The 16,336-nt window shown below is 55.2% G+C and carries 14 protein-coding genes; 10 read left to right on the plus strand and 4 right to left on the minus strand.

Translation table 11 applies throughout. The annotated features are described in order from the left end of the window. The first annotated feature begins 206 nt into the window (after positions 1-206). Complete coding sequence (ettA, locus tag AC2FAP_RS14415) at positions 207-1,874, plus strand: energy-dependent translational throttle protein EttA (protein ID WP_014168546.1); 1,668 nt, start codon at positions 207-209, stop codon at positions 1,872-1,874. A 67-nt stretch (positions 1,875-1,941) separates the two neighbouring features. On the opposite strand, the gene AC2FAP_RS14420 is transcribed toward ettA, so the two are convergent. After that, the gene (locus AC2FAP_RS14420) at positions 1,942-2,841 is read right to left on the minus strand and encodes a LysR family transcriptional regulator (protein WP_014168545.1); all 900 of its coding nucleotides are present in this window, start codon (positions 2,839-2,841) and stop codon (positions 1,942-1,944) included. A 108-nt stretch (positions 2,842-2,949) separates the two neighbouring features. Here AC2FAP_RS14420 and AC2FAP_RS14425 point away from each other — a divergent pair, with 108 nt between their 5' ends. After that, entirely contained in the window at positions 2,950-3,951 is a 1,002-nt protein-coding gene (locus AC2FAP_RS14425; protein ID WP_020885270.1) for a zinc-binding alcohol dehydrogenase family protein, read from the plus strand. 58 nt (positions 3,952-4,009) lie between these two features. Here AC2FAP_RS14425 and nadR read toward each other — a convergent pair whose 3' ends face one another. Genes nadR through serB form a run of 3 tightly spaced genes read right to left on the minus strand, consistent with a single transcriptional unit; the run spans position 4,010 to position 7,643 of the window. Continuing rightward, on the minus strand, positions 4,010-5,242 hold the full coding sequence (gene nadR, locus AC2FAP_RS14430; RefSeq protein ID WP_014168543.1) for a multifunctional transcriptional regulator/nicotinamide-nucleotide adenylyltransferase/ribosylnicotinamide kinase NadR: 1,233 nt from the start codon (positions 5,240-5,242) through the stop codon (positions 4,010-4,012). 35 nt (positions 5,243-5,277) lie between these two features. Then, a complete protein-coding gene (radA, locus tag AC2FAP_RS14435; protein ID WP_014168542.1) occupies positions 5,278-6,663 on the minus strand; it encodes a DNA repair protein RadA in 1,386 nt (461 codons plus the stop codon). Positions 6,664-6,674: 11 nt separating this feature from the next. Beyond that, positions 6,675-7,643 (minus strand): phosphoserine phosphatase, encoded by a 969-nt coding sequence (serB, locus tag AC2FAP_RS14440; RefSeq protein WP_020885272.1) that lies wholly within the window; start codon positions 7,641-7,643, stop codon positions 6,675-6,677. A 117-nt stretch (positions 7,644-7,760) separates the two neighbouring features. Here serB and AC2FAP_RS14445 point away from each other — a divergent pair, with 117 nt between their 5' ends. From AC2FAP_RS14445 to AC2FAP_RS14480, 8 genes are all read left to right on the plus strand, one after another. Then, complete coding sequence (locus AC2FAP_RS14445) at positions 7,761-8,405, plus strand: YtjB family periplasmic protein (protein ID WP_020885273.1); 645 nt, start codon at positions 7,761-7,763, stop codon at positions 8,403-8,405. Between the two features lie 39 nt (positions 8,406-8,444). Then, positions 8,445-9,461 (plus strand): lipoate--protein ligase, encoded by a 1,017-nt coding sequence (lplA, locus tag AC2FAP_RS14450; protein WP_073397141.1) that lies wholly within the window; start codon positions 8,445-8,447, stop codon positions 9,459-9,461. 406 nt (positions 9,462-9,867) lie between these two features. Continuing rightward, positions 9,868-10,560 carry a DUF1120 domain-containing protein gene (locus AC2FAP_RS14455; RefSeq protein WP_113656601.1) on the plus strand — a complete coding sequence of 231 codons (693 nt, stop codon included), beginning with the start codon at positions 9,868-9,870 and terminating at the stop codon, positions 10,558-10,560. A 271-nt stretch (positions 10,561-10,831) separates the two neighbouring features. Further along, positions 10,832-11,542, plus strand: coding sequence for a DUF1120 domain-containing protein (locus AC2FAP_RS14460; RefSeq protein ID WP_449541892.1), 711 nt, complete (start codon positions 10,832-10,834; stop codon positions 11,540-11,542). A gap of 251 nt (positions 11,543-11,793) precedes the next feature. Continuing rightward, positions 11,794-12,510, plus strand: coding sequence for a DUF1120 domain-containing protein (locus tag AC2FAP_RS14465; protein ID WP_014168534.1), 717 nt, complete (start codon positions 11,794-11,796; stop codon positions 12,508-12,510). Positions 12,511-12,581: 71 nt separating this feature from the next. Continuing rightward, positions 12,582-13,286: a fimbria/pilus chaperone family protein gene (locus AC2FAP_RS14470; protein WP_449541893.1), complete on the plus strand. Its 705-nt coding sequence runs from the start codon at positions 12,582-12,584 to the stop codon at positions 13,284-13,286. A 15-nt stretch (positions 13,287-13,301) separates the two neighbouring features. Beyond that, positions 13,302-15,716, plus strand: coding sequence for a fimbrial biogenesis usher protein (locus tag AC2FAP_RS14475; RefSeq protein ID WP_410384516.1), 2,415 nt, complete (start codon positions 13,302-13,304; stop codon positions 15,714-15,716). Beyond that, a complete protein-coding gene (locus AC2FAP_RS14480) occupies positions 15,713-16,282 on the plus strand; it encodes a DUF1120 domain-containing protein (protein WP_223398459.1) in 570 nt (189 codons plus the stop codon). The genes AC2FAP_RS14475 and AC2FAP_RS14480 overlap by 4 nt, the downstream gene beginning before the upstream one ends. The last annotated feature ends 54 nt before the right edge of the window (positions 16,283-16,336 follow it).

Genomic DNA, 16,336 nt, shown 5'->3' on the forward strand with positions numbered 1-16,336 from the left:
TCGTCAATTGCAGCGTCTTGCCACGTCAAAGTCTAATTAACTTATGCTAACCAGGCATCCTGCAACGCGCCACGTCGCGGACACTTTTTTACCTTTCTTGCGCGTTTTAACACTCCCGACGTTCCTGGCTGGGATTAGGACGGGAAAAAGGCTACACTTCGAGGCTGATATTCTTTCTCATCACGATAAAAGAGGCGAAGTCCAACGTGGCTCAATTCGTTTATACCATGCATCGTGTCGGCAAAGTTGTCCCGCCGAAACGTCATATTCTTAAAAATATCTCGCTGAGCTTCTTCCCGGGCGCAAAAATCGGTGTTCTGGGTCTCAACGGTGCCGGTAAGTCCACCCTGCTGCGCATCATGGCCGGCATCGATACAGACATCGAAGGTGAAGCCCGTCCGCAGCCTGGCATCAAAATTGGCTACCTGCCGCAGGAGCCTCAGCTCAACCCGGAACACACCGTTCGTGAATCCGTTGAAGAGGCGGTTTCTGACGTCGTTAACGCACTGAAAGGTCTGGATGAAGTGTATGCCAAATACGCTGAACCGGATGCGGACTTCGATAAACTGGCCGCTCAGCAAGGCAAGTTTGAAGAGATTATCCAGGCACATGACGGCCACAACCTGAACGTGCAGCTCGAGCGCGCCGCTGACGCCCTGCGTCTGCCAGACTGGGATGCGAAAATCGCGAACCTCTCCGGGGGTGAACGCCGCCGCGTGGCGCTGTGCCGTCTGCTGCTGGAAAAACCAGACATGCTGCTGCTCGACGAACCGACCAACCACCTGGATGCGGAATCCGTGGCGTGGCTGGAGCGTTTCCTGCACGACTTCGAAGGTACCGTTGTGGCGATCACCCACGACCGTTACTTCCTCGACAACGTTGCAGGCTGGATCCTGGAGCTTGACCGTGGTGAAGGCATTCCATGGGAAGGCAACTACTCCTCCTGGCTGGAGCAGAAAGACCAGCGTCTGGCGCAGGAAGCCTCTCAGGAAGCCGCGCGTCGTAAGTCTATCGAGAAAGAGCTGGAGTGGGTTCGTCAGGGCGCTAAAGGCCGTCAGTCTAAGGGCAAAGCCCGTCTGGCACGCTTTGAAGAGCTGAACAACACCGAATACCAGAAACGTAACGAGACCAACGAACTGTTTATTCCGCCTGGCGCACGTCTGGGGGATAAAGTGGTTGAAGTCACCAATCTGCGTAAGTCTTATGGCGATCGCCTGCTGATTGACGACCTGACCTTCTCCGTACCGAAAGGTGCCATCGTGGGGATCATCGGTCCGAACGGCGCGGGTAAATCCACCCTGTTCCGCATGATGTCCGGTCAGGAACAGCCAGACAGTGGTTCAATCACTCTGGGTGAAACCGTGAAACTGGCTTCCGTTGACCAGTTCCGTGACGCAATGGATAACAGCAAAACCGTGTGGGAAGAAGTCTCCGGCGGCCTGGATATCATGCGTATCGGTAACACCGAAATGCCAAGCCGCGCTTACGTTGGCCGCTTTAACTTCAAAGGCACCGACCAGGGTAAACGCGTGGGCGAGCTCTCCGGTGGTGAACGTGGTCGTCTGCACCTGGCCAAACTGCTGCAGGTTGGCGGTAACGTGCTGCTGCTCGATGAACCGACCAACGACCTGGACATTGAAACCCTGCGCGCACTGGAAAACGCCCTGCTGGAGTTCCCGGGCTGTGCAATGGTTATCTCGCACGACCGTTGGTTCCTTGACCGTATCGCAACCCACATCCTGGACTACCAGGACGAAGGGAAAGTGGAGTTCTTCGAAGGTAACTTCACCGAATACGAAGAGTACAAGAAACGTACGCTGGGCGCGGATGCGCTGGAGCCGAAACGTATTAAGTACAAACGTATCGCGAAATAAATGTAAAACGGCAACGTCAGTTGCCGTTTTTTTTGTTTGTTCCTACACCCTGTGAGTGACGCACCGTTCACCCCCCCACGTAAAACCGCTTCACCTCATCACACTGCATCGCAAAGTCGATATAACGCATCAGCGCCGGCGAGTTCAGCTTGCGGCTCGGGTAAGCCAGCCACAAATCGTTCCCCTCGACGTTCCACTCCGGCAGCACCTTCACCAGCGCGCCCTTTTCAACCTTATCCTCAAGCAAAAAAGCGGGAAGCAGCGTGATCCCGGCGCCGGCGATGGCACATTCGCGCGCATACACCAGATTATCCGTCAGATGGGCGTTATCCGGCAGATAACGGTAATCCTCACTTTCGCTTTGCAGCAGCCATTCAGACCACGCCTTGTGGGTAATACAGCGGTGTTCCACCAGCTGCCGGGGATGCGTCAGCGGCTCCCGGCGCGCCAGGTAAGTCGGTGAGGCCAGCATATAACGCGGGCAATGACCGATCATACGGCCAATCAGGGAGGAGTCCTGCGGCTTACCGGTACGCAGCGCCACGTCAAAACCTGACTCGACCAGGTCGAGCACGTCGTCAGAAATGGACACGTCAAGCGAAACGTCCGGATAGCGGAGCTGGAACTCCGCATTCAAATGCGCCAGCAGTGTCGCGCCGATCCCGGCCGGGCAGGTGATGCGCAGTCGACCGCTGGGGTTTTCACGCAGCCGCTGAATGGCGTACTCCGCCCGTTCACTTGCCGCCAGCATCTCACGGCAGTGAACCAGATAGTGCTCGCCGGCGAACGTCAGGTTCAGCCTGCGCGTAGTACGATTGAGCAAGCGGATCCCCACCTGCTGCTCAAGCTGACTGATTCGCTGGCTGACGCTGGATTTCGGCAGCTCAGCTTTCTGTGCCGCCGCGGTAAAGCTGCCCAGCTCTGCCACCAGCGCAAACAGCGCCATATCCTGAAGTTGTTTAAACATGATTGTTCATCCTGTGCGAACACTTCGTTCTTAATTGTCCATCTTATCACGCGGCTGAGCACTTAATAGACTAGTCTCAACAACACGCTTTCCCTAAAGGAGCTCACCATGTCAGTTAAAGCCATTGCCGTTAATCCAGACAGTCCTGCTGATTTCATTGAAATTACCCAACCGATGCCGCAGCCCGGCGAGCACGATCTGCTGGTTGAGGTAAAAGCCGTTTCCATCAACCCGGTCGATACCAAAGTTCACGCGGGCATCGTCAGAAGCGGCCTGACGGAACCACGCGTTCTCGGCTGGGACGCCAGCGGCATTGTGAAAGCCGTGGGTGCAGGCGTTAGCGGTTTTAAACCGGGGGATGAAGTGTGGTACGCGGGCGATATTACCCGCCCGGGCAGCAATACCACCCATCAGCTGATCGATGCGCGCATTGTCGGGCATAAGCCGGTAAGCCTCGGCTGGGCTGCCGCAGCCGCCTTGCCGTTAACCGCCCTCACCGCCTGGGAAGGATTGTTTGAACGGCTGAATATCCAGGATGCCGGCCCGGACAAAACACTGCTCATTATTGGCGGCGCGGGGGGCGTAGGATCGCTGGCGATCCCGTTTGCGAAACATCGCAGCAACGTGAAGATCGTCGCGACCGCCTCGCGGGAAGATTCTGCTCAGTGGTGTCGCGATCGCGGTGCCGATCACGTGGTGAATTACCGTGACCTGAAAGGTGAACTGGCTAAACAGGGCCTGACGTTTGTGGATTACATTTTCATTCTCAATGATACCGACGGCCACTGGGATGCCGTCAGTGAACTGATCGCACCGCAGGGGCATATCTGCTCCATCGTTGAGAACGCACATCCGCTGAACCAGGATAAGCTGAAATCCAAATCTGCCGCGCTGCACTGGGAGTTTATGTACACCCGCAGCATGTACCAGACCGCCGACATGGCGCGTCAGGGCGAGATCTTAAACGAGGTTGCGAAGCTGGTGGATAACGGCGTGGTGGAAAGCTCACTGAGCGAAACGCTGCACGGGCTGAGCGTCGAAAGCATCACCGAAGCGCACCGAAAAGTGCTGGACGGGCATATGCGTGGCAAAGTGGTGGTTGAGTATTGAGGGGGGGGGTCCCCCTCACACCGGCCCTCTCCCTCAGGAGAGGGTTAGGATGAGGGAATTACCCCTGCTCCCCCATCATCTCTTTCACCAGCTCTACGCAGCGCAGGAAACGGCTGTCGTAATCTGACTCCTCCACATGCACAAACTCCACGTTATTTTCGTGCAGCATGTCGATGAGCATGCTCTGGAACTCTTTTCTGTCGACGGAACTGCCGAGGCTGCGGATCCCGTCGGCAACCCACGGGGTGTTGTTTTCGAGCAAAATCACCAGGTCAAAGCGGTATTCGTCTATCAGCGCCTGCACAAACGGATGCTCGCGTCCCTCGTATTTTTTGCAAAACGCCTGGGTGGTGACGAAATCGGTATCAATGAAGGCCACTTTATTGGCGTATTTCACCGCGAAATCAATGTACTGCGCATGACCCAGCGCGATTTTATCGTAGTCGGAGTACTGCAACGCCATCTCGTCACCACCCAGATGAGAGAAGACGTAATCACGCCCGTACTCCCACGCACTGGTGGTGTTAAAGATGTTGGCCAGCTTGTTGACCAGCGTCGATTTCCCGCTCGACTCGCCGCCCAGAATCGCAACGGTGCGCACAAAGAACGGTTTTACCTCGGTTGGGATGTAATCCCAGTAGCGGAACGGGTTTTCGCGGATCAGCGCCCCGCTGATGTTCATAAAGGTACGCTTTGGATCGATCAGCACGGTTTCAATGCCCAGATGCTCGCGGAACTGCGGCGCATCGGACTCTTCAGAGGTGTAGATCCAGTTCGGGGTGATCCCCTTTTCGTCCATGAACGCTTTGACGCCATTGCTCCACACATCCCAGCCGTGCGGATACGGCTCCATGCCCTCTTCATTAAAAGCATGAATACGAATGTTTTTCTGGTACTTAAAGGTCTGCAGCAGCCAGCGCAGGCGGTCCGGCACGGTCGGCTGCTGCGACATGGCGCTGTCCTCAAACAGCTGACGGTCGCGGGTTTCATCGTAACCCATGATGATATGCAGCTCGTCCACCTGGCTACAGGCACGCTGGATCAGATAGATGTGCCCGGTATGTAGCGGGTAAAACTTGCCAAATACCACGCCGACGTTCTTTTGCATACGCGGGAATTCAAGCCCCAGAAAGCGGTGCAACGCTTCCAGCTTTTGTGCGCTGGGGCTTTTGATTTTGGCGTTCAGCAGTTGGCTCAGGTAGCCTTTGGTCATGCCGCTGGCATCCGCCACCTGCTGCAGCGTGCAGCCTTTCTGGCGGATTGCGGTCTTGATGTAGTCAAATGATGACATAAATTACGGTGCCTCCTGCAAAATCGAATACGTAATTATAAGTCGTCAAAGACATTTAACGCATCTGCGAGTTTCTTCACGCCAAAGACCTGCATCCCTTCGGGGATTTTTTTCGGCACGTTGGCGGCGGGCACAATGGCGCGGCGAAAGCCGTGCTTCGCCGCCTCGGAGATGCGCTCCTGGCCGCTTGGCACCGGGCGTATCTCCCCGGCCAGACCCACTTCACCAAACACCACCAGGTCCTGCGGCAGCGGTCTGTCACGCAGGCTGGAGACCATTGCCAGCAGCAGCGCCAGATCCGCACTGGTCTCAGTGACTTTGACCCCGCCGACCACGTTGACGAACACGTCCTGATCCGCCATCTGCAGGCCGCCGTGGCGGTGCAGTACGGCCAACAGGATCGCCAGGCGGTTTTGTTCCAGGCCAACGGCCACACGCCGTGGGTTACCCATCATTGAGTGATCCACCAGCGCCTGAATTTCCACGAGCAGCGGACGCGTCCCTTCCCAGAGCACCATCACCGAGCTACCGGAGGTCACTTCATCGCCCCGGCTGAGGAAGATGGCAGACGGGTTGCTGACTTCACGCAGCCCCTGCTCGGTCATGGCAAACACACCCAACTCGTTCACCGCACCAAAACGGTTTTTGTGGCTGCGCAACGTACGGAAACGGGAATCGGCATCGCCGTCGAGCATAACGGAGCAGTCGATACAGTGCTCCAGCACTTTCGGCCCCGCCAGGGAACCATCTTTCGTGACGTGGCCGACCATCACAATCGCCACACCGCGCGTTTTGGCAAAGCGCGTGAGATAGGCGGCGGTTTCACGCACCTGCGCCACGCTCCCCGGTGAAGACTGGATATCCGCCATGTGCATCACCTGAATGGAGTCGATAACCATCAGCTTCGGCTGCTCTTCTTCGGCAATCATGCAGATTTGCTCGATGCTGGTTTCCGAAAGCATGTTGAGGTTACCGGTTGGCAGGCCAAGACGGTGCGCACGCATCGCCACCTGCTGCAGGGACTCTTCACCGGTGACGTACAGGGTTTTCATCTGTTCGGCGAGCTTGCAGAGCGTTTGCAACAGCAGTGTTGATTTACCCGCTCCCGGGTTACCGCCAATCAGGATCGCACTGCCCGGCACCACTCCCCCGCCGAGCACACGGTCAAACTCTTTGAAGCCGGTCGAGAAACGCGGCAGCTCTTCGAGGCTAATATCCGAGAGCTTTTGCACTTTCGCGACACCGGCGTTGCCGGCATAACCGCTCAGGCGTTCATTGCGGGCCACGCTCGGCGAAGCCGCCACACCACGCACTTCGGTGATGGTGTTCCAGGCATGACAGGCGCTACATTGCCCCTGCCAGCGCGGATAATCCGCACCACATTCATTACAGACAAATGCGCGTTTTGGAGCTTTCGCCACGGTTTACCTCGTTATTTCTGATTCACGCTGCCGGAGAGAATGCAGAACACCCCCATCAGGTCAGCATGACGGATGGTGACTTCCGTCTTTTCATTCACTTTAGGCTTGGCATGGTAGGCAATGCCAAGGCCTGCCGCTTTGATCATCGGCAGGTCGTTCGCGCCATCACCGATGGCAACGGTCTGGACGACAGGAATTTCATATTTTTCCGCCAGACGGGTCAGGGTATTGGCTTTGTACTGGGCATCCACGATATCGCCGATCACCTGGCCGGTCAGCTTGCCGTCCATGATTTCCAGCTCATTCGCCACCACGGTGGTCAGGCGCAACGTGTCGCGAAGGTAGTCGGCGAAGAAGGTGAACCCGCCCGAGGCGATAGCCACTTTCCAGCCCAGCGTTTCTAACTTCAGCACCAGCTGCGTCAGCCCCGGCATTAACGGCAGCTCATCACGCACCTGGCGCAGAATGTTCGCGTCCGCCCCTTTCAGGGTTGCCACACGCTGTCTCAGACTGGCAGTGAAATCCAACTCGCCGCGCATCGCGCGTTCGGTCACATCGGCCACCAGCTCGCCGCTGCCGGCAAGCCTGGCGATCTCGTCGATGCACTCGATCTGGATGGCGGTGGAATCCATGTCCATCACCAGCAGACCCGGCGTTTTCAGGTGTGGAATTTTGCCGAGAGGCGCCACGTCCAGGCCGGCATCATGCGCCAGGCGGGTCGCGCGCTGCGTCAGGGAACCTGCCAGGCGGATGACCTGATAATCCTCTACGCACCAGGCCGCCACGATGACCATCGCTGCACCCAGTTTGGTTTGATATTGGGTCAGGCGTTGCTTGTCCAGGCCGCGTCCGTACAGCAGCCAGCCGCTACGGCCAGCGTGGTAATCCAGAGGCATCACCTCATCACCACTTAAAGAGAGCGGCAATCCTGGCCATAAAGAGACATCCGTAGGCAGGTCGCACCAGGTAATGTTCGGCATTGAAGCTCCTGTGAATTCGTTCGCGCCGGAAGGTTCCAGAGGGAAAATAACGCATGAGGCTACCTTGTAACCATCACTTCTGGCAACATTAAGCCGTAAATTTTCAGCAGGTGGAATATGGCTCGCGCAAAACTGAAATTCCGACTTCATCGTGCCGTGATTGTCCTGATATGTCTCGCACTCTTGGTCGCGCTGATGCAAGGAGCATCGTGGTTCAGCCAGAATCACCAGCGGCAACGTAACCCGCAGTTTGAGGAACTGGCGCGTACTCTGGCGCGTCAGGTCACGCTCAACATCGCCCCGGCGATGCGCACCGAAACGCCGGACGAGAAGCGCATAGGTCAGATATTACGCCAGTTAACCGAAAACAGCCGCATTCTTGATGCTGGTGTCTACGACGAACAGGGCGACTTGATCGCCCGTGCCGGTGAGCACGTTGACGTCCGTGACAGGCTGGCGCTGGACGGCAAAAAAGCCGGCGGCTATTTCAATCAGCAGATCGTCGAACCCGTGCAGGGGAAAAATGGTCCGCTCGGGTATTTGCGGCTGACGCTCGACACCCACACCCTGCCCACCGAAGCAAAACAGGTGGACAACACCACCAATATTTTGCGCCTGATGCTGCTGCTCTCGTTGGCCATCGGTGTGGTGCTGGCACGCACGCTGCTGCAGGGTAAACGCACCCGCTGGCAGCAATCGCCTTTCCTCCTGACCGCCAGTAAATCGGTGCCCGAAGAGGACGAGGGCGATAAGAAAGAATAGTGATAAAGTAGGCTTACGATTCGGAAAAGGAACTTTGCCATGACGACGTTACGCCTGCTTATCTCTGACTCTCACGATCCCTGGTTCAATCTCGCGGTAGAAGAGTGCATCTTCCGTCAGATGCCAGCCACTCAACGGGTGTTATTTTTATGGCGCAACGCCGATACGGTGGTGATTGGCCGTGCGCAGAATCCCTGGAAAGAGTGTAATACCCGGCGTATGGAAGAGGATAACGTCCGCCTGGCGCGACGCAGCAGCGGCGGCGGCGCGGTATTTCACGACCTCGGCAATACCTGCTTTACCTTTATGGCGGGCAAACCTGAATACGATAAAACCATTTCCACCGCGATTGTGCTTAACGCCCTGACATCGCTGGGCGTGACTGCCGAAGCGTCAGGCCGCAACGATCTGGTCGTCAAAACCCCCGACGGGGATCGCAAAGTCTCCGGCTCCGCCTACCGTGAAACCCTGGACCGGGGGTTCCATCACGGTACATTGTTGCTGAACGCCGACCTCAGCCGTCTTGCGAATTACCTTAATCCCGATAAGAAAAAGCTGCAGGCCAAAGGTATCACCTCCGTGCGAGGCCGCGTCGCCAACCTGACCGAATTACTGCCGGGCATCACCCATGAACAGATCTGCGATGCCATCCGCGAAGCGTTTTTCGCTCACTACGGCGAGCGGGTCGAAGCCGAAGTGATCTCCCCGGATAACACCCCTGACCTGCCAAACTTTGCGGAAACCTTTGCCCGTCAGAGCAGCTGGGAGTGGAACTTTGGTCAGGCGCCGGCCTTCTCGCACCTGCTGGACGAGCGCTTCACCTGGGGCGGCGTGGAGCTTCATTTTGACGTGGAAAAAGGCCACATTACCCGGGCACAGGTCTTTACGGACAGCCTGAACCCTGCGCCGCTGGAGGCGCTGGCCAGCCGCTTACAGGGCTGCCTGTATCGTGCCGACACGGTGCAGCTGACATGTGAGGCGTTACGTGGCGAGTTCCCCGATCAGGCAATCGAGCTGGGCGAGCTTTCTGCCTGGCTTTCGCAGGCCGTACGCTAAACTATGTTGCCCGGCGTGCTTCGCCGGGTGAGTGATGTAACCTGTTTACGCGATAACCTCTTATTCTTATTTTTTAAGCAGGCTTCAGGGATCCAGCCTGCCCCATCTTATTAAAAAATTATATTATCGTCGGGAAGGGCATTGAATGCTTCCCGGCCTTACGAAAACCGCTAATAACTTTCAATAATAAATTGAACAATAAAAGCGGAAATATGCCCGTAAAATGCGTGAAAATATTCACACTATCTATGCTTTTATATTTTCATTACTGCCCGTTTAGAAATTCTAAATACACCATTTAGAGCAGCCACAATATACTACCGCCCGTGGTTATACCCATATATAAAACCTATTGATTACATTACTAGTCGACAGCTCTATAATTTCTCTTCGTTAAGGAACAACAATGAAAAAAATTCTTCTTGTCGCGGCCATCGCTGCGGCAACGTCCATGACCGCAGCCCATGCGGCTAACACCGCCGTCATGAAAGTGAAAGGCAAACTGACCAACGCGTCATGTACTCCTACAATGAGCAACGGCGGTGCAGTAGATTATGGCAAAATATCAATGGGCTCACTGAGCGCGACTGAGGATAACCAGCTCGGCCAGCGTGATATCACCATGACAATTACCTGTAATTCTGCGACCAAAGTCGGCTGGACAATGTACGACAACCGCAAAGACAGTCTGGCTGATGGCCATTATATTGAAGTCGATGATTCTGCCGTTGATGGCAGCTCGACATTCAGCCCTCAGTACACAAGCGGTTTAGGTTTTACCAAAGAGGGCCAGAAGATTGGCGGATGGGCAGTGTATACCAACCTGCCATATGTCACGGTAGACGGCGCACCTGCTGATGCGATTACCGCGGGAGGCACTAATCTGACTAAATGGAATAAAAATACGACGGGTCGTCTTGTTCTGGATGACTACGAAACCATGTCCGTCGCCAAACCGGGTGAACTCGTGCCGATGGCCTTTACCGAAGCCGTATTCCCAATGAAAGTCTCCATGGCAATCAGGAATACCAACAGACTGAGCATTACCGAAGATACCGAACTGGATGGTCAGGCGACCATTACGCTGAAATACCTCTAATTAAATTATCGCTCAGGCGATAACGTATCTCTGACGGCGAATTTAATTCGCCGTTTTTTATTCCTTTATTCATACTGCATCCATCATATTATTCGCAAGACGTAAATACATACATGATTGTATTTACAGCCCTTAATTAAACTCACAACCGAGTGTAGAATTTCTCATTTCACAAATAACTCTGACCATTAATAGAATTCCCGCGCTTGTGAATCAATACGTTAATTACACGCACATAAGAAAATGTCCACTTTTTGGTTAAGGAATAACAGTGAAAAAACTTCTTCTCGCCACTCTGATTGCCGTGGCTTCGCACGCTGCGCTCGCCGACTCTACCGTTGTGATGAAGGTGAAAGGCAAAATGAATAATGCGTCCTGTACGCCTGAATTAAGCAATGGCGGTTCTATCGATTTTGGCACCATCGCCCTGGATCAACTTTCTCCTACCCAGACGAATCAGATGGGTCAAAAGGACATGTCGTTAACCATTAACTGCCCTTCAGCGACCAAAGTGGCCTGGAGCATCGCGGACAATAAAGAAGATACCAATGCGGCAAATGACCTGACGTCCAGCCAGTTCTACATCCGCGATGCGGCGGATAACGGAGGTGATGCCTGGGGCGCTGGCACCACCTATGGCGTTGGCACCACGGCTGTGGGCGAAAAGATTGGGGCGTATGCCATCGCAACGCGCGTGAATGAAGTTACCGCCAATGGTCTTCCGGCTCAGGCCATTTATGCCCCGGCGTACGTCAACAGCAATGGCGAATACATGTGGCGTAACCTGAGTACCGGTATTATTGCCAACGGTAACGCAGAAATTATGACGGCGACCACCCCAGGCAAATCTTCTCCGCTGGCGATTACCAACGTCGTCTTCCCGTTTAAAGTCTCGATGGCCATTGTGAATACCGATCGCCTGACCACGACCGATGAAGCTCAACTGAGCGGCGAAACCACCATTACGCTGGTTTATCTCTGATACGTTAAGGTCATGTTTTCTTTTCTCCGGCGGGATATCCCGCCGTTTTAAAGCAGAATATAAATCCATTCATATCTGATTGTAATGACTTAATAAAATCTCAATGTGCTCGTTAGAAAATCTAATTATTGCATTCTGTGAATCATTAATAGAATCAGCGGCGCTTGTTATTTAACACGTGTATTCATGCAAGCACTTTGCGGACTAAAAATATCTTTTTTAGTCACTCTCTTTCAGGTTAAGGAATAACAATGAAAAAGCTTCTTCTTGCCACCGTGCTATCCATGGCGGCAACAGCCGTTTGCGCAGAACCGACCGCCATGCTCAAAGTACAGGGCTCACTGACCAGCGCAGGCTGCGTGCCGGAAATCAGCAACGGGGGTCTGGCCAACTTCGGTGAAATCGGTCTGGACTCCCTCTCCTCCAGCGTGCCATATCAGGCAGGCCATAAAGATGTCACCCTGACCATCAAGTGCCAGTCCGCCACACGCGTGGGCTGGACGCTTCACGACGATCGCGCGGATTCCAACGCCGGTGCCAGCCTGCCAGCCAACCAATTCCACGTGGATAACGCTACCGCAAACGGTGGCCAGGCTTCTGGCTCCAGCCAACTGAACGGCGTAGGTAAAACCAGCGCCGGCGAGAACATCGGTGCGTATGCCATTTCTACCTACCTGACCTCCGTTACCGCAGACGGCGCGGCGGTACAGCCTATCGCGGCTACCCTGTATACCGGCGGCACGATCAGCAGCAGAAGCTGGATGAACATGTGGACCAGCGGCATCCTCTCCAACGATGGCACCGACGTCATGACCGTTTCCAAAAGCGGCCAGCGTGCACCTTTAGCCTTCATGAGCGCGGCATTCCCGCTGAAGATTGCGCTGGCCGTAGCCCCAAGCGACAAGCTGACCCTGACCGACAAAACCGAGCTTGAAGGCCAGTCAACGATCACCCTGGTTTACCTCTAATCCAGCCCCCTGACGCAAAACTCTCCAGTTACATGGGGAGTTTTTTTCCTGACCAGCGAATGAAACCCACTATGTCTACGATCCACACATCAACACGTTTGATCTGCTCACTGTGCCTCGCCCTTCCGGCTTCGCTTTTTGCCGCCGGAATGGTGCCTGAAACCACCCTGCTGCTGATTGACGAAGCGAACCACGGCGGCGTCATGAGCGTGAAAAACACCGACAGCATTCCCACCCTGCTTTACACCTCCACCCGGGATATCGGGGGCGACCAGGGGGTAAAACTCAACGTCACCCAACCGGTAGTGCGCCTTGAGCCAGGCCAGGAGCAACAGGTTCGCTTTATTCTTGAAACCGACAAACCGCTTAGCGTTGAACAGTACAAACGCGTGGTGTTCGAAGGTATTCCGCCCAAAAGCACGGATAAAAACGTGAAGGTCGGGATCAACCTGCGTCAGGATTTACCGGTCCTGATCCATCCCAAAGATCTGCCGGTGGTCACCGACGCCTGGAAATTACTGACCTGGTCAGTCACCGGGAAAGAGGTCAAGGTGCAGAATCCGTCCGCCTACGTGGTCCGTTTCTCCACCTCTGTCACCTTACTGCCTTCGCATACGGAAGGTCTGGTCAACAAGACGTTTATCCTGCCGGGAGAGACCATGACGGTGCAGACCGACACCCCGGTTAACGGCACCGATAACGCCATTGAGTTCAATCCGGCCAGCCGCTACGGGATTGAAGTTGAGAGCTTTACCGCTTCCCTGACGCGCCAGTAAGACAGGGATGTTTTGGTGATTGAGTTCTCTTTGCGTAATCAGACGCTTCGCGCCGCCATACTGGGGGCTTTGACATTGCCCGCCCAGTCGGTATCGGCGGCCGGTATGGATTTTAATACCGATATTCTGGCGACCCGCGGTATCAGCACCAACCTCGCCCACTACTTCTCCCAGGCCCAGCGATACCTGCCGGGGCCGCATGCCGTGCAGGTAAAAATTAACGGCGTCGATAAAGGCACGCTTGCGATCCGCGTGGGAGAGGAAGGGCAACTGTGTCTGGATGATGACTTTACCCGTGCGGCAGGTCTTCTTCCGCTGAATATCGATGCAAAAGAGCCCTGCCATAATCTTCTGCAAGATTACCCGACGGCCACCGTCACGCTGCTGCCCAACGCGGAGTCGCTTGAGATTTATGTTCCCGCAGAGGCGATGGACAATGGTTTTTATGCCGCGAAATACTACGCGCACGGCGGTGCGGCGGGTCTTATCAATTACAGTGCGTTCAGCAACTACAACGAGTACGGCAGCGGCGGAAACAGTACCTTTTCCCAGGGCAATATTGGCGCCGGTCTCAACGTGGCGAACTGGACGCTGCGCAGCAACTTTATCCTGACCGACGATAACGGAACCCGCAGCACAGAGAATCTCTATACCTACGCGGAACACGTCTTCGAAGAACGGAAACTTCGCATTCAGGCGGGGCAGATTAACGTCAACTCGGCGCTGTTCAGTGGCGCACAAATTAATGGCGTTCAGTTCCTGCCGGAAACGGGCCTGCAACCGAATATTCCGGCGACGACTATTTCCGGCATCGCCCGCACCAACCAGGCGCGCGTTGACGTTCGTCAGTCCGGGCAGGTTATCTACTCTTCGCTGGTGAATGCCGGTCCGTTTACTCTGACCGATGTCCCGGTGGTGCGTGGCAACGTGGATCTGGACATCAGCGTGGTCGAAACCGACGGTTCCACCACGACGTTTACGGTTCCCTCCTCCTCACTGAACGTGAGCGGGATGACGCGCACCGAAGGGCTCAGCGTCTCGTTGGGTAAAGTTCGCGATACCGGGGATGAACAGGGGTCGCCCTGGGTATTTAATTTTTCTGACGGAACCCGGTTTACGCCCCAGCTCACCGGCGTCACGGCGGGCGTGCTGGCAGAGCAGTATCAGGCCCTCGGGGCGATGCTGGAATGGTCGCCAGCCGAGTACTGGCTCCTTTCTCCCAGCATTCAGATGAGCCGCGCGCAGTTCTACGGTCAACAAAATGGCCGCAAGATAGAATTGCAAAGTCACCTTTCCCTGCCCGAGCAACTCACGCTTGGGGTCAGCGCATCAACCTACAGCACCGGCTACCGGGAGTTAAACGAGGCGATGGACGCTGAATCCCAGCGCAATCAAAGCGCCTGGAATACCAGCCTCAACTGGAACAACGCATGGGTTGGCTCGCTTTCATTCCAGTACAGCGAGAATGCCGGGGATGAAGAGAGCAGTAGCTCCCGCTACCTGATGGTCTCCTGGGGCAAGAGTCTGGGGCACACGTCGCTCTCAGTGAACTGGCAGCACGCCCTCAGCAGCAGTGAGACGGAGAAGGGCGGCACAAGTGATGGCGACCTGCTCTATCTTAATCTGGTCATTCCGTTTGGTACTGAGCGCATCAGTACCTATATGCGCAGCCAGGGTGAAAAACAAAACCTCGGTATTCAGGACAGCGGATCGTGGGGTCAAAACACCAATTACAACCTCTCGGTCGATCGCGACAATCAGGACAAGACCCAGTCGTTTAACGGTAATGTCAGCACCAACCTGCACTACACACAGCTGGGCATGGCCGCAGGGCTGAACGACGGGAACCAGCATAATTACAGCACCTCCCTCAGCGGCGGCATCGCCCTGCATGGTCATGGCATTACGTTTGCACCCTACCCGATTAAAGACACCTTTGGCATTGCGCGATTAAGCGAGCCGGAAAGCGGTATTCAAATCGCCACGCCCGATGGAACCGTCTGGACCGATGCGTGGGGACAAGCCGTGGTGCCGGGTCTGCGCGAGTGGCAAACCTCTCAGATTGTCATTGATGCCAGCTCCCTGCCACAGGGAATGGATTTATCGAACGGGATACAGACCGTTTCCGCAGCTTACGGCTCATTCGCGCAGGTGGATTTCCACGTGCTGAACACGCGTCGTCTAATGCTGAGCGTGAAACGCCCTGACGGGTCATGGCTCGCCAGAGGGCTTAGCGTGGTGGATAAAGACAGCCGTTATATCGTGAGCGTAATGGATAACGGCAGCGTGTTTATTCCCGACGCCACGGATGCGCCCGCCCTGTATGTGGTGGACGACAACATGGCAAAAATTTGCCACATCACGTATTCGCTCAGCGAAGACAAAAATACCGAGTCCTATTACGAAAAAGCAGAAGGAATGTGCCAGTGAAAACCTGTTATTCCCTTTTATTCGCGGCGTTTGCCAGCATGATTTTGCTCTTCTCCGCACGCGCGTCCAGTGAAGAGTGTCAGGTTACGTTTTCGCAGCCTGTTGTCTCGTTTGGAAAACTCAAACCGTCGGATATCGCCGCCTCGCAGAAGAACTGGAACCGGATGCCGGCCAAAGAAATTACGGCCAACGTTTTCTGCCCGGAGCCGAGAGTGATGGCCTTGTTTCTGCAGTCCACTGCCGGCGTCAACGGGGGAGTTCTCTTTGGTCAGGACGGGCGACTGGCCATTATTGCCGACAATATGGTGGTTGACGGGCATGCCTGCACGCTGGCGAAAACGACGGACCGTATCGGTTTTACGCCCTCCTCCAGCCCGACGCAACGCGCGTTTATCAAAAATAATGAAGGTCTCGTTGCCCGGCAAAATGCCGTGCCGGTGCGGGGTAAACACATGAGCTTCACCCTTAAGATTGTTCCCGTCATTAATAACAGCCAGCTTCGTCATGTTGCTGACAATACCCTTCTTGAGAGCAATATGGCCTGGGAATTATTAACACAGGAATAACCCCATTCACGCGTCAGGTACCTGCCTGCGTGAAGCGTAGAAAAGCACTACCGT

Source organism: Enterobacter cloacae complex sp. 394I7 (genome assembly GCF_057320345.1).

What these genes read in the sequence shown, in the direction of transcription:
- lplA (WP_073397141.1), top strand. Translation starts at nt 8,445, where the DNA reads ATGACGACGTTACGCCTGCTTATCTCTGACTCTCACGATCCCTGGTTC.
- AC2FAP_RS14465 (WP_014168534.1), top strand. Translation starts at nt 11,794, where the DNA reads ATGAAAAAGCTTCTTCTTGCCACCGTGCTATCCATGGCGGCAACAGCC.
- AC2FAP_RS14420 (WP_014168545.1), bottom strand. Translation starts at nt 2,841, where the DNA reads ATGTTTAAACAACTTCAGGATATGGCGCTGTTTGCGCTGGTGGCAGAG.
- AC2FAP_RS14470 (WP_449541893.1), top strand. Translation starts at nt 12,582, where the DNA reads ATGTCTACGATCCACACATCAACACGTTTGATCTGCTCACTGTGCCTC.
- AC2FAP_RS14425 (WP_020885270.1), top strand. Translation starts at nt 2,950, where the DNA reads ATGTCAGTTAAAGCCATTGCCGTTAATCCAGACAGTCCTGCTGATTTC.
- serB (WP_020885272.1), bottom strand. Translation starts at nt 7,643, where the DNA reads ATGCCGAACATTACCTGGTGCGACCTGCCTACGGATGTCTCTTTATGG.
- nadR (WP_014168543.1), bottom strand. Translation starts at nt 5,242, where the DNA reads ATGTCATCATTTGACTACATCAAGACCGCAATCCGCCAGAAAGGCTGC.
- AC2FAP_RS14445 (WP_020885273.1), top strand. Translation starts at nt 7,761, where the DNA reads ATGGCTCGCGCAAAACTGAAATTCCGACTTCATCGTGCCGTGATTGTC.
- AC2FAP_RS14455 (WP_113656601.1), top strand. Translation starts at nt 9,868, where the DNA reads ATGAAAAAAATTCTTCTTGTCGCGGCCATCGCTGCGGCAACGTCCATG.